The following is a 13,387-nucleotide window of genomic DNA, read 5'->3' on the forward strand; positions in this document are numbered from 1 at the left end:
AGCCAGGCTCACGATCCCACCCACGACCACCCTGCCATGGACCGGATACACGCCTGATGCGCCGCCTCTTGCTCCTGATGATCAGCCTGGCCAGCGGCCCGGTGGCCGCGACCATCAGCGAGAGCCATGGCTATGCCCAGTTCGGCACCCTCAAGTACCCGGAAAGCTTCTCCCACTTCGACTGGGTCAATCCCGATGCCCCCAAGGGCGGCACGCTGAGGGTGATGGCCTTTGGCACGTTCGACACGCTCAACCCCTACACCTTCAAGGGCAGCAGCCCGGTATCGACGCCAAACTTCCTACAGTACGGCGTCACCGAGCTGAACGAGCCATTGATGGCGGGCACCGGCGCCTACGACCCCTCCGGCGACGAGCCGGCCTCCAGCTACGGGCTGATCGCCAGGAGCGTCGAGTACAGCGAGGACCGCAGCTGGGTGGTGTTCAACCTGCGCCCGGAAGCGCGCTTCCACGACGGCCAGCCGATCACGGCCTATGACGTCGCCTTCTCCTACCGCACCCTGGTGAGCAGCGGTCACCCGCAGTACCGCACTAGCCTGCAGGAGGTGCAGCGGGTCGACATCCTCAACCGCCACCGCATCCGCTTCGTGCTCAAGCGCGCGGGCAACCCGCTGCTGATCCTGCGCCTGGGCGAGATGCCGGTGCTGCCGCAGCATTACTGGAAGAACCGCGACTTCAAGGCCACCAGCTTCGAGGCGCCACTGGGCAGCGGGCCTTACCGCATCACCCAGGTTCGCCCCGGGCGCGGGCTGGTGTTCGAACGGGTCAAGGACTGGTGGGGCGAGAAGCTGCCGGTGAACCGTGGCAAGTACAACTTCGACCGCGTCGAGGTGGAGTTCTACCGCGACAGCAACGTGGCCTTCGAGGCCTTCAAGGCCGGCGAGTTCGATTTCTACATCGAGCACCAGGCGAAGAACTGGGCCAATGGCTACCGCTTCCCGGCCATCGCACGCGGGGATGTGATCCGCGCCGAGATACCGCACCAGATCCCCACCCAGACCCAGGCGCTGTTCATGAACACCCGCCGCGCCACCTTCCAGGATCGCCGCGTGCGCGAGGCCTTGGGCCTGATGTTCGACTTCGAATGGACCAACCGCGCGCTGTTCAACAATGCCTATGCGCGAGCCCGCAGCTACTACCCCAACAGCGAGTTCGAGGCCAGCGGGAAACCCGAGGGCCAGGAATGGCTGCTGCTCTCCCCCTACCGCGAGCAGTTGCCGGCCAGGCTGTTCACCGAGCCCTTCAAGGTGCCGGAAACCGATGGCCGTGGCATCCCCAGGGAAACCCTGCGCCGCGCCCTGGGTCTATTGGCCGACGCCGGCTGGAAGCTCTCCGGCCAGCGTCTGGTGAACAGCCGTGGCGAACCGCTGCGTTTCGAAATCCTGCTGGTCAATCCGAACCTTGAACGCATCCTCCAGCCCTACAGCGAAAACCTCGCCAGCATCGGCATCGACGTCACCCTGCGTACCGTCGACCGCGCCCAGTACAAGCAGCGCCTGGACCATTTCGACTACGACATGATCCTCATGACCCTGGCCCAGACCCTCAGCCCCGGACTGGAGCAGTCGCTCTACTTCCACTCCAGCCAGGCCTCCGTGAAAGGCAGCAAGAACTACGCGGGCATCGCCGATCCGGTGGTGGACGCCATGGTCGAGAAGCTCCTCGGTGCCCAGAGCCGCGACGAGCAGGTCGCCGCCGGACGCGCACTGGACCGCACGCTGCTCTGGCAGCACTACAGCATTCCCAACTGGTACATCAACTACCACCGCCTGGCGTACCGCAACAGGTTCGCCTTCGTCACCACGCCGCCCTATACCCTGGGCCTGCGCGCCTGGTGGCTGAAGCCCACGGAGAAATCCCGATGAGCAAGACCCTGCGCTCCCTCTGCCTGAGCGGCTGCGGCGCATTGCTGCTGACCCTCGCCGGCCTCGCCCATGCCGAGCCCCGCCACGCGATCACCCTCTACGACGAGCCGCCCAAGTACCCGGCGGGCTTCAAGCACTTCGACTGGGTCAACCCGGACGCCCCCAAGGGCGGCACCCTGCGCCTCTCAGGCTTCGGCGGCTTCGACAGCCTGAACGAGTTCATCCCCAAGGGCACGGCGGCAGGCCAGTTGGGGCTGATCCACGACACCCTGACCTACCACTCCCCCGACGAGCCCTTTACCGAGTACGGGCTGCTCGCCGAGAAGATCGAGAAGGCCCCGGACAACAGCTACGTGCGCTTCTACCTGAACCCCAAGGCGCGCTTCAACGACGGCACCCCGGTGACCTCTGACGACGTGGTGTTCACCTTCAACACCCTGGTCGAGCATGGCGACCCGATGTACCGCCACTACTATTCCGACGTGGCCCAGGTGGTGGCCGAGGACAAGCAACGCGTGCGCTTCGACTTCAAGCACCCGGGCAACCGTGAACTGCCGCTGATCCTCGGGCAGATCCAGGTGCTGCCCAAGCACTGGTGGGCGACCCGCGACTTCTCCCGGAACACCCTGGAGCCGCCGCTGGGCAGCGGCCCCTATCGCATCACCAAGGTGGACGCCGGACGCTCGATCCGCTTCGAGCGGGTCAAGGACTGGTGGGGCAAGGACCTGCCGGTGAACCGCGGCTACTACAACTTCGACGTCATCACCGTCGACTACTACCGCGACATGTCGGTGGCGCTGGAGGCCTTCAAGGCCGGCCAGTTCGACTTCAACCTCGAGTACTCCGCCAAGGACTGGGCCACCGGCTACGACAGCCCCGCCCTGCGCGCCGGCAAGATCATCAAGCAGGCCATTCCCAATCACAACCCGGTAGGCATGCAGGGCTTCGCCTTCAACATCCGCCGGCCGGTGTTCCAGGATCGCCGGGTACGGGAGGCCATCGCCTCGCTGTTCGACTTCGAATGGACCAACAAGCAGCTGTTCTTCGGCTCCTACAAGCGCACCCGGAGCTTCTTCGAGAACTCGGAGATGGCCGCCACCGGGCTCCCCAGCGAGGCCGAACTGAAGATCCTGGAACCGCTGCGCGGGCAGATTCCCGACGAGGTCTTCACCCAGGAGTTCAAGCCACCGGTCAGCGATGGCAGCGGCATCATCCGCGAGCAGAAGCGCCGCGCCTACAAGCTGCTCACCGACGCCGGCTACCGCATCGAGAACGACAAGATGGTCGGCCCCGACGGCAAGCCCCTGGCCTTCGAGATCATGATCGCCCAGGCCAACCTGGAGCGCGTGATCCTGCCGTTCAAGCGCAACCTCTCCGAGCTGGGCATCGACCTGACCATCCGCCGCGTCGACGTCTCGCAGTACATGAACCGCCTGCGCTCGCGCGACTACGACATGATCCCCGGGACCTGGGGCCAATCCAACTCGCCGGGTAACGAGCAGATGGAGTTCTGGCACTCGCGCAGCGCAGACAGCCCTGGCAGCCGCAACTTCATCGGCCTGCGCGACCCGGCCATCGACAAGCTGGTCGAAGGGCTGATCCGCGCCGACTCGCGGCAGAGCCTGATCGACCATTCCCGCGCCCTGGACCGGGTGCTGCTGTGGGGCAACTACGTGGTGCCCAACTACTACGTGGACACCTGGCGCGTGGCCTACTGGAACCAGTTCGACCGCCCCGCCACCACGCCGCTGTATGACTTCGGCATGCTCACCTGGTGGCAGAAGCCCGGCGCCAAGCCCCCCGCTGCCGAGGAGGCCGATGCCGAAGACGCCCCGGCCGACGCCGCACAGAGCGAGGAAGCGCAGTAATGCTCGCCTACATCCTGCGGCGCCTGCTGCTGATCATCCCCACCCTGTTCGGCATCCTGCTGATCAACTTCATCATCATCCAGGCGGCCCCCGGCGGCCCCGTTGAGCAGATGATCGCCAAGCTCGAAGGCTTCGATGCCGCCGCCGGCGGCGCCACCGGTCGCATCTCCGGCGGCGGTGCCGAGGTTTCGGTGGCTGGCTCGAACTACCGTGGCGCCCAGGGCCTGGACCCGGAACTGATCAAGGAAATCGAGAAGATGTACGGCTTCGACAAGCCGGCCCATGAACGCTTCTGGCTGATGATCAAGAACTACCTGCACTTCGACTTCGGCAACAGCTTCTTCCGCGATGCCAAGGTCACCGACCTGATCATCGAGAAGATGCCGGTGTCGATCTCGCTGGGCCTGTGGAGCACGCTGATCATGTACCTGGTCTCGGTGCCCCTGGGCATCGCCAAGGCGGTGCGCCACGGCAATGCCTTCGACGTCTGGACCAGCACCGCGATCATCGTCGGCTACGCCATTCCCGCCTTCCTCTTCGCCATCCTGCTGATCGTGCTGTTCGCCGGCGGCAGCTACTACGACTGGTTCCCCCTGCGCGGGCTGACCTCCAACAACTTCGACGAGCTGAGCCTGGGCGGCAAGATCCTGGACTACCTCTGGCACCTGGCGCTGCCGGTACTGGCACTGGTGATCGGCAACTTCGCCACCCTCACCTTCCTGACCAAGAACAGCTTCCTCGACGAGATCAACAAGCAGTACGTGATCACCGCCCGCGCCAAGGGCCTGTCGGAGAGACGCGTGCTCTACGGCCACGTGTTCCGCAACGCGATGCTGCTGATCATCGCCGGCTTCCCCGCCGCCTTCATCGGCATGTTCTTCACCGGCTCGCTGCTGATCGAGGTTATCTTCTCCCTCGACGGCCTGGGTCTTCTGAGCTTCGAATCGGCGCTGAACCGCGACTATCCCGTGGTGTTCGGCACCCTGTTCATCTTCACCCTGCTGGGACTGATCGTGAAACTGATCGGCGACATCACCTACACCCTGGTCGATCCCCGCATCGACTTCGAAAGCCGGGAGGGCTGACATGCAACTCTCGCCAATCAATCGACGTCGCTTCGAGCGCTTCAAGTCCAACAAGCGGGGCTGGTGGTCGCTCTGGCTGTTCCTCGTGCTGTTCGTCGCCAGCCTGGGAGCCGAGCTGATCGCCAACGACAAGCCGCTGGCCGTGCGCTATGACGGCCAGTGGTATTTCCCGGTGTTCAAGCGCTACCCGGAAACCGCCTTCGGCGGCGAGTTCCCCCTGGAGGCCAACTACAAGACGCCCTACATCCGCGAGCTGATCGCGGCCAAGGACGGGCGGATGATCTGGCCGCCGGTACCCTTCAGCTACGAGACCATCAACTACGACCTCAAGGTGCCGGCCCCCGCGCCGCCCTCCGCCGACAACCTGCTGGGCACCGACGACCAGGGGCGCGACGTGCTCGCGCGGGTCATCTACGGTTTCCGCATCTCGGTGCTGTTCGCCCTGACGCTGACCATCCTCAGTTCCATCATCGGCGTCATCGCCGGCGCCCTGCAGGGCTTCTACGGGGGTTGGGTGGACCTGGCCGGGCAGCGCTTTCTGGAAATCTGGTCGGGCCTGCCGGTGCTCTACCTGCTGATCATCCTCGCCAGCTTCGTGCAGCCGAACTTCTGGTGGCTGCTGGGCATCATGCTGCTGTTCTCGTGGATGAGCCTGGTGGACGTGGTGCGCGCGGAGTTCCTCCGCGGTCGCAACCTGGAGTACGTGCGCGCTGCCCGGGCGCTGGGCATGCAGAACGGCGCGATCATGTTCCGCCACATCCTGCCCAACGCCATGGTCTCGACCATGACCTTCATGCCCTTCATCCTCACCGGCGCCATCGGCACCCTCACCGCCCTGGACTTCCTTGGCTTCGGCCTGCCACCCGGCGCGCCCTCCCTGGGCGAGCTGGTGTCCCAGGGCAAGGCCAACCTGCAGGCGCCCTGGCTGGGCATAAGCGCCTTCGCCGTACTCGGCGTCATGCTGACCCTGCTGGTGTTCATCGGCGAAGCCGCCCGCGATGCCTTCGACCCGAGGAAGTGAGATGAGCGAGAACCTGATTGAAATCCGCGACCTCGCGGTCGAATTCGTCACCGGGCAACACACCCAGCGGGTGATCGAGGGCGTGAGCTTCGACATCCGCAAGGGCGAGACACTGGCACTGGTCGGCGAGTCCGGCTCGGGCAAGTCGGTCACCGCGCACTCCATCCTGCGCCTGCTGCCCTACCCGCTCGCCCGCCACCCGGCCGGCAGCATCACCTACGCCGGCAAGGACCTGCTCAAGCTGCCCGAGGCCAAGCTGCGCGGCATCCGCGGCAACCGCATCGCCATGGTCTTCCAGGAGCCCATGACCTCCCTCAACCCGCTGCACAGCATCGAGAAGCAGATCAAGGAAGTGCTGGCCCTGCACAAGGGCATCAGCGGCAAGGCCGCCACCCAGCGCACCCTGGAACTGCTGGAGCTGGTGGGCATCCCCGAACCGGCCAAGCGGCTGAAGGCCTACCCGCACGAGCTTTCCGGCGGCCAGCGCCAGCGGGTGATGATCGCCATGGCCCTGGCCAACGAGCCGGAGCTGCTGATCGCGGACGAGCCGACCACTGCGCTGGACGTCACCGTGCAGCTGAAGATCCTCGAGTTGCTCAAGCAATTGCAGGCCCGCCTGGGCATGGGGCTGCTGCTGATCACCCACGATCTGAACCTGGTGCGACGTATCGCGCATCGCGTATGTGTCATGCAGCGCGGTTGCATCGTCGAACAGGCGTCGTGTGAAGAATTGTTCCGTGCACCGCAGCATCCCTACACCCGGGAACTGCTCGCCGCCGAGCCCTCGGGCAAGCCGGTGGACAGCCTGGAGGGGCCGCCGTTGCTGGAGGTGGACGACCTGCGTGTGTGGTTCCCGGTGAAGAAGGGATTGCTGCGCCGCACGGTCGATCATGTGAAGGCCGTGGACGGCATCGACTTCACCCTGCACCAGGGCCAGACCCTGGGCATCGTGGGTGAAAGCGGTTCCGGCAAGTCCACGCTGGGCCTGGCGATCCTCCGGCTGCTCGGCAGCCAGGGCGCCATCCGCTTCCAGGGCCAGGCCCTGGAGGGGCTCTCGCAGAAAGAGGTGCGTCCGTTCCGGCGCCAGATGCAGGTGGTGTTCCAGGACCCCTTCGGCAGTTTGAGTCCACGCATGTGCGTGGGCCAGATCGTCGGGGAAGGCCTGAAGATCCATGGCATGGGCACCGAGGCGGAGCAGGAACAGGCCATCATCGACGCGCTCCTGGAGGTGGGGCTGGATCCGGAAACCCGGAACCGCTACCCCCATGAGTTTTCCGGCGGGCAACGGCAACGGATCGCCATTGCCCGGGCATTGGTGCTGAAACCGGCGCTGATCCTGCTGGACGAGCCCACTTCGGCGCTCGACCGGACGGTGCAGCGCCAAGTGGTGGAGTTACTGCGCTCGCTGCAGGCCAAGTACAACCTGACCTACCTGTTCATCAGCCACGACCTGGCGGTGGTCAGGGCCCTGAGCCACCACCTGATGGTGGTCAAGCACGGCAAGGTGGTTGAGCAAGGCCCTGCCGAGACGGTTTTCGCCGCACCGCAGCACACTTATACGAAGCAGTTGCTGGAAGCCGCATTCCTGGCTCCGGAAACTGCCAATTAACCAGAAGAGGAAGAACGCACATGGGTTTTCTCGCCGGTAAGCGCGTACTGATCGTTGGCGTCGCCAGCAAACTGTCCATCGCATCGGGCATCGCTGCTGCCATGCACCGTGAGGGCGCCGAGCTCGCCTTCACCTACCAGAACGAAAAGCTGAAGGGCCGTGTGGAAGAGTTCGCCGCAGGCTGGGGCTCCAACGCCGACCTGTGCTTCCCCTGCGACGTCGCCAACGACGATGAGATCGCAGCCGTATTCGAGGCCCTGGGCAAGAAGTGGGACGGCCTGGACTGCATCGTCCATTCCGTCGGTTTCGCACCGGGCGACCAACTGGACGGTGATTTCACCGAGGTCACCACCCGCGAGGGCTTCCGCATCGCCCACGACATCAGCGCCTACAGCTTCGTGGCCCTGGCCAAGGCCGGCCGCGAGTTGATGAAGGGCCGCAATGGCAGCCTGCTGACCCTGTCCTACCTGGGCGCGGAACGCACCATGCCCAACTACAACGTGATGGGCATGGCCAAGGCCAGCCTGGAAGCCGGCGTCCGCTACCTGGCCGGCAGCCTCGGCCCGGAAGGCACCCGCGTCAACGCCATCTCTGCTGGCCCGATCCGCACCCTGGCCGCTTCCGGCATCAAGAGCTTCCGCAAGATGCTCGCCGCCAACGAGAAGCAGACTCCGCTGCGCCGCAACGTGACCATCGAGGAGGTCGGCAACGCCGGCGCCTTCATCTGCTCCGACCTGGCCTCGGGCATCAGCGGTGAGATCCTCTACGTCGACGGCGGCTTCAACACCACCGCCATGGGCGCGATCGAAGACTGATCGCCCCGGACGTGAAAAAGCCCGCCTGATGGCGGGCTTTTTCATGGACGCTCGAAACGTGTCGCTGCTCAATCTGTAGCCCGGACTTCAGTCCGGGGAACGCTCAGGAACCACAGCCCTCCCCTTTTCGCCAGGCATGAAAAAGGCCGCTTCGCAGCGGCCTTGGTCAATCACGCCAGGTCGATCAGAAACGCTCGACCTTGGCTTCGGCTTCCAGCTGGCGACGGTAGGCAGCGAAGTCCTGCTGACCACTGCGCGAAGCCAGGAAACGGCCATACATGGCCTTGTCCTGCTCGGACAGCGCGTCCTCGGGCTGGCTCACGCCATTCAGGCGGATCACCACGTAGTCGCCATTGCTCAGCTTCAGGGTGGAGAAGGTCGGCTTGTCGGCGGACTCGGGCTTGCCCATGCGGAACAGCGTCTGCAACAGGGCGGGGTCTACACCTTCCTGGCTGCGGGTGGCGGCCTCGACCACGTTCCAGGTCTGGCCTTGCGGCGCCTGGGTAGCCGGGGTCTTGCCTTCACGCAGGCTGGCCAACAGCTCGTCGGCCTTGGCCTTGGCCGCTTCGCTGGCCTTCTCCTGGGTCAGGTGCTGGCGGATGCTGTCACTGACGGAAGCCAGTTCGAGCTGCGTGGGCTTGCGGTGCTCCTTGGCACGCAGGACAACCACGGTATCCGGATCAAGTTCGATGGCGCCACTGTTGCCACCGTCTTCCAGGACCTCGGGGCTGAACGCAGCCTGCAGGACCTGGCGATTGGCAGTCAGGCCTTCGCCACCTTCACGACCGAAGGGCGCGCTGGTCTGGACCTTGAGGTTCAGCTCCTGGGCCGGCTGGGCCAGGTCGGATGCCTCGAATGCGGAGTCCTCCAGTTCCTTGGTGGCCTCGACGAAGCGCTGCTCGACCTGTTGGGTCTTCAGCTCGCGGACCATCTTCTCCTTCAGGCTGTCGAAGCTCGGCACTTCGGGGGCCTGGATGGCGAGGAGCTTGATCAGGTGCAGGCCGTAGGGCGTGCGTACCGGAGCGGAGACTTCGTCCTTCTTCAGGGCGTAGAGCGCGTCCTCGAACGCCGGTTCGTAGACACCACGACCGGCGAAGCCGAGGTCACCGCCGTTGGCAGCGGAACCAGGGTCCTGGGAGAACTCCTTGGCCAGGGCAGCAAAAGCCTCGCCCTTGTCCAGGCGCTGCTTGATCTCCTCGATCTTGGCCTTGGCCTGCTCTTCGGTCTGCTGGTCGTTGATCTCGACCAGGATGTGGGCCGCGTCGCGCTGCTCGGAGAGGTTGCCGATCTCCTTGTCGTACTGGGCCTTGAGGTCGTCCTCGCTGACTTCGACCTGACTGAAGAAAGCCTCCTTCTTCAGTTCGATGTATTCGAGCACGACCTGCTCGGGGCTCATGAACTGGCCCTTGTGCTCGTCGTAGTAGGCCTGGATCTCGTCGTCGCTGACAGTGACCGCCTTGGGATCAGCCTTGAAGGTCAGGGTCGCGAAGTCGCGGGTCTGTTTCTCAAGGCGGGCGAAGGCACGGATTTCCTCGTCAGTGACGAAGCCACTGCCGGCAAGGCCTGCGCGCAACTGGCCGACGAGCATTTCCTGCTCGAGCATCTGGCGGAACTGCAGGCGGGTATAGCTCATCTGGCGGATCACCTGATCGAAGCGATCAGGGTTGAACTTGCCATCGACCTGGAATTCGGGGGTCTGCAGGATCAGTTGATCCAGGGCAGGCTGCGAGAAGGCGAAACCGGAAGACTTGGCACCTTGCAACAGCAGCTTGCGCTCGATCAGCCCCTTGAGGGCGGCTTCGCGCAGCAGCTTGTCGTCGAGCTGGGAAGCATCGAAGTCCTTGCCCAATTGCTGCATCAGCTGGCGGCGCTGCATGTCTGCGGCCTGGCTCAACTGGTCGAGGGTGATCTCCTCACCGTTGACCTTGGCGGCATCCTGGCGATTGCTGGTGGCATTGAAGATGGCGTCGAAACCGGTCAGCGCGAGCAGCGCGATGATGACGCCGATAATGGTCTTGGCAATCCATCCCTGTGAATTGTCCCTGATGTTCTGCAGCATGCGTCCCCCAGAAACGGCTGTACCGAATAAAACAGCCGCGCAGCGCGGGTAGAGTCCGGATATAAGAAAGGCGCATCCGAGGATGCGCCTTCTCTCGTAACTGGCGGAGCGGTCGGAAGCTGGGCTTCCTGGACGCGGGGTATTCCCCGTGGTCTACCGCTCCGCTGCCAGCCAGGGCAAGGCCCCGGCTGGAAGGGCAAAGCCCGAAAGACGCTTAGTTGACGGCGTCTTTCAGAGCTTTACCAGCTTTGAAGCCAGGGATCTTGGCAGCAGCGATCTTGATCGGCTTGCCAGTCTGCGGGTTACGGCCAGTGCGAGCAGCGCGCTCTTTCACAGCGAAAGTACCGAAACCTACCAGCACCACGGAATCACCAGCCTTCAGAGCGCCAGTGACGGATTCGATAACTGCGTCCAGCGCACGGCCAGCGACAGCTTTCGGGATATCAGCAGATGCGGCGATGGCATCGATCAGTTCCGACTTGTTCACTCTTAAGTCCCCTTATTTCTGTTGAGTTTGTTTCTTAGTTGTTTGGTGTAAGCAAAGCGGGTGCTGGATGGCCTGCCGACACATAAGAGCCGCTTTATAACAAGGGCTAGAAAAATGTGTCAAGAAAGCCCCCCGGCTAATGCGTGCTGATTCGCTCCTTGGAATCAGACTCGCGCTTGTCATCCTTTGCAACCATCTCGGGAGCCGCATCGGGCAAGGGCTCCGGGGCGTATTGCAGCGCAATTTGCAGGACCTCGTCAATCCATTTAACAGGTTTAATGGCCAGGTCCTGCTTGATATTTTCGGGAATCTCTTTCAGATCACGCACATTCTCTTCGGGGATGATCACGGTCTTGATCCCGCCCCTGTGAGCAGCCAGCAATTTCTCTTTCAGCCCCCCGATGGCGAGTACCTGACCACGCAAGGTGATCTCCCCGGTCATGGCCACATCGGCCCGCACGGGGATCTGGGTCATGGCCGAAACCAATGCGGTGCACATCCCGATACCCGCGCTCGGGCCATCCTTGGGGGTCGCCCCTTCCGGCATGTGGATGTGGATGTCACGCTTCTCATGGAAGTCTGCAGGAATACCGAGGCTCTTCGCGCGACTGCGCACGACGGTCAATGCAGCCGTGATGGATTCCACCATCACATCACCCAGCGAACCGGTCTTGGTCAGTTGGCCTTTGCCAGGGACCACGGCGGCTTCGATGGTCAGCAGTTCGCCGCCGACCTGGGTCCAGGCCAGGCCGGTGACCTGCCCGATCTGGTCCTGCAGCTCGGCAAGTCCATAGCGGAACTTGCGCACACCGAGGAAGTGTTCGAGCGACTCGGCCGTTACCAGCACCTTGAAACGCTTCTCGCGGGCATGTTCCTTGACCGCCTTGCGGCACACCTTGGCCAGTTGCCGCTCGAGACTGCGCACCCCGGCCTCGCGGGTGTAGTAGCGGATGATGTCGCGAATCGCGGCCTCGTCGAACTCCAGCTCGCCCTTCTTGAGGCCGTTGGCCTGGGTCTGCTTGGGCGCGAGGTACTTGGTGGCGATATTGACCTTCTCGTCCTCGGTGTAGCCCGGAAGACGGATCACCTCCATGCGATCCAGCAGCGGCGCCGGAATGTTCATGGAGTTGGCTGTGCAAAGGAACATCACGTCGGAAAGGTCGTAGTCGACTTCCAGGTAATGGTCGTTGAAGTTGTGGTTCTGCTCGGGATCGAGCACCTCCAGCAGCGCCGAAGCGGGGTCGCCACGCATGTCGCTGCCCATCTTGTCGATCTCGTCCAGCAGGAACAGCGGGTTACGTACGCCGACCTTGGTCATCTTCTGGATCAGGCGACCCGGCATGGAGCCGATGTAAGTCCGACGGTGGCCGCGAATTTCCGCCTCGTCACGCACGCCACCGAGGGCCATGCGTACGAACTTGCGGTTGGTGGCACGAGCGATGGACTCGGCCAGCGAGGTCTTGCCGACGCCGGGCGGGCCGACCAGGCAAAGCACCGGGCCCTTGACCTTCTTCACGCGCTTCTGCACGGCGAGGTACTCGAGGATACGATCCTTGACCTCCTCCAGGCCGTAGTGATCGGCATCGAGGATATCCTCGGCCTTGGCGAGGTCGAGACGCACCTTGCTCTCAGCCTTCCACGGCACATTGACCAGCCAGTCGATATAGGAACGCACCACGGTGGCTTCCGCAGACATCGGCGACATCTGCTTCAGCTTGTTCAGTTCGGCATTGGCCTTGGCCAATGCTTCCTTGGTCAGGCCGGCGTTATCGATGCGCTTCTTCAGCTCCTCGATCTCGTTGTGGCCCTCATCGATGTCACCCAGTTCTTTCTGAATGGCCTTCATCTGCTCATTCAGGTAGTACTCGCGCTGGCTGCGTTCCATCTGCTTCTTCACGCGGCCACGGATACGCTTCTCGACCTGCAGCAGGTCGATCTCGGCATCCAGCAACGCCAGCACGTGTTCGACGCGCTCGGGAAGCTCGGTGATTTCGAGGATTTCCTGCTTCTGCTCGATCTTCAGCGCCATGTGAGCAGCCATGGTGTCCACCAGGCGACCGGGCTCGTCGATGCTGTTCAACGAGGAAAGAACCTCGGCAGGCACCTTCTTGCCCAGTTGCACGTACTGCTCGAACTGGCTGAGCAGGCTGCGGGTGAAGACCTCGGACTCGCGCTCGCCAGCGTCCACCTCATCGATGAGGGAGACCTCGGCGCGGCAGTGGCCATCGACCTCGGTGAAACGCTCGATCGAACCACGTTGCTCGCCTTCGACCAACACCTTCACGGTGCCGTCGGGCAATTTCAGCAACTGCAGGACGGTCGCTACGGTGCCGACCCGGTAAAGGGCGTCTTCGCCCGGATCGTCATCGGCCGGATTCCTCTGCGCCAACAGAAGAATTTGCTTGTCCCCGGTCATCGCGGCTTCGAGGGCCTCGATGGATTTTTCACGGCCCACGAAGAGTGGGATGACCATGTGCGGATAGACCACGACATCACGCAATGGCAGGAGAGGCAATTCAACGGTTGTCTTCATGATTTCAGCTCTACAGCGGCCAATGGC

The 13,387-nt window shown here is 63.5% G+C and carries 9 protein-coding genes; 6 read left to right on the forward strand and 3 right to left on the reverse strand.

What is annotated here, in order from left to right:
• The first annotated feature begins 56 nt into the window (after window positions 1–56).
• The 6 genes from ACYJSS_RS09500 to fabI are packed head-to-tail and all read left to right on the forward strand — an operon-like array spanning window position 57 to window position 8,281.
• Window positions 57–1,883 (forward strand): extracellular solute-binding protein, encoded by a 1,827-nt coding sequence (locus ACYJSS_RS09500; protein ID WP_111261333.1) that lies wholly within the window; start codon window positions 57–59, stop codon window positions 1,881–1,883.
• Complete coding sequence (locus ACYJSS_RS09505; protein ID WP_111261332.1) at window positions 1,880–3,751, forward strand: extracellular solute-binding protein; 1,872 nt, start codon at window positions 1,880–1,882, stop codon at window positions 3,749–3,751. The genes ACYJSS_RS09500 and ACYJSS_RS09505 overlap by 4 nt, the downstream gene beginning before the upstream one ends.
• Window positions 3,751–4,836, forward strand: a complete 1,086-nt coding sequence (locus ACYJSS_RS09510) for a microcin C ABC transporter permease YejB (protein ID WP_111261331.1) — start codon at window positions 3,751–3,753, stop codon at window positions 4,834–4,836. Before ACYJSS_RS09505 ends, ACYJSS_RS09510 begins: the two co-directional genes overlap by 1 nt.
• A 1-nt stretch (window position 4,837) precedes the next feature.
• Window positions 4,838–5,857: an ABC transporter permease gene (locus ACYJSS_RS09515; protein ID WP_111261330.1), complete on the forward strand. Its 1,020-nt coding sequence runs from the start codon at window positions 4,838–4,840 to the stop codon at window positions 5,855–5,857.
• A gap of 1 nt (window position 5,858) precedes the next feature.
• A complete protein-coding gene (locus ACYJSS_RS09520; protein ID WP_111261329.1) occupies window positions 5,859–7,466 on the forward strand; it encodes an ABC transporter ATP-binding protein in 1,608 nt (535 codons plus the stop codon).
• Between the two features lie 20 nt (window positions 7,467–7,486).
• Complete coding sequence (gene fabI, locus ACYJSS_RS09525) at window positions 7,487–8,281, forward strand: enoyl-ACP reductase FabI (protein ID WP_173178811.1); 795 nt, start codon at window positions 7,487–7,489, stop codon at window positions 8,279–8,281.
• A gap of 184 nt (window positions 8,282–8,465) precedes the next feature.
• Here the strand turns inward: fabI and ACYJSS_RS09530 are convergent, their stop codons facing one another.
• The 3 genes from ACYJSS_RS09530 to lon form a co-directional block, all read right to left on the reverse strand.
• Entirely contained in the window at window positions 8,466–10,340 is a 1,875-nt protein-coding gene (locus ACYJSS_RS09530) for a SurA N-terminal domain-containing protein (RefSeq protein WP_111261327.1), read from the reverse strand.
• Window positions 10,341–10,554: 214 nt separating this feature from the next.
• Window positions 10,555–10,827, reverse strand: a complete 273-nt coding sequence (hupB, locus tag ACYJSS_RS09535) for a nucleoid-associated protein HU-beta (RefSeq protein ID WP_003087931.1) — start codon at window positions 10,825–10,827, stop codon at window positions 10,555–10,557.
• A 136-nt stretch (window positions 10,828–10,963) separates the two neighbouring features.
• Window positions 10,964–13,360: an endopeptidase La gene (gene lon, locus ACYJSS_RS09540; protein ID WP_173178813.1), complete on the reverse strand. Its 2,397-nt coding sequence runs from the start codon at window positions 13,358–13,360 to the stop codon at window positions 10,964–10,966.
• Window positions 13,361–13,387 lie beyond the last annotated feature (27 nt).

The sequence above is a fragment of the Pseudomonas sp. No.21 genome, assembly GCF_054558415.1.

What these genes read in the sequence shown, in the direction of transcription:
- ACYJSS_RS09500 (WP_111261333.1), top strand. Translation starts at nt 57, where the DNA reads ATGCGCCGCCTCTTGCTCCTGATGATCAGCCTGGCCAGCGGCCCGGTG.
- ACYJSS_RS09505 (WP_111261332.1), top strand. Translation starts at nt 1,880, where the DNA reads ATGAGCAAGACCCTGCGCTCCCTCTGCCTGAGCGGCTGCGGCGCATTG.
- ACYJSS_RS09510 (WP_111261331.1), top strand. Translation starts at nt 3,751, where the DNA reads ATGCTCGCCTACATCCTGCGGCGCCTGCTGCTGATCATCCCCACCCTG.
- ACYJSS_RS09515 (WP_111261330.1), top strand. Translation starts at nt 4,838, where the DNA reads ATGCAACTCTCGCCAATCAATCGACGTCGCTTCGAGCGCTTCAAGTCC.
- ACYJSS_RS09520 (WP_111261329.1), top strand. Translation starts at nt 5,859, where the DNA reads ATGAGCGAGAACCTGATTGAAATCCGCGACCTCGCGGTCGAATTCGTC.
- fabI (WP_173178811.1), top strand. Translation starts at nt 7,487, where the DNA reads ATGGGTTTTCTCGCCGGTAAGCGCGTACTGATCGTTGGCGTCGCCAGC.
- ACYJSS_RS09530 (WP_111261327.1), bottom strand. Translation starts at nt 10,340, where the DNA reads ATGCTGCAGAACATCAGGGACAATTCACAGGGATGGATTGCCAAGACC.
- lon (WP_173178813.1), bottom strand. Translation starts at nt 13,360, where the DNA reads ATGAAGACAACCGTTGAATTGCCTCTCCTGCCATTGCGTGATGTCGTG.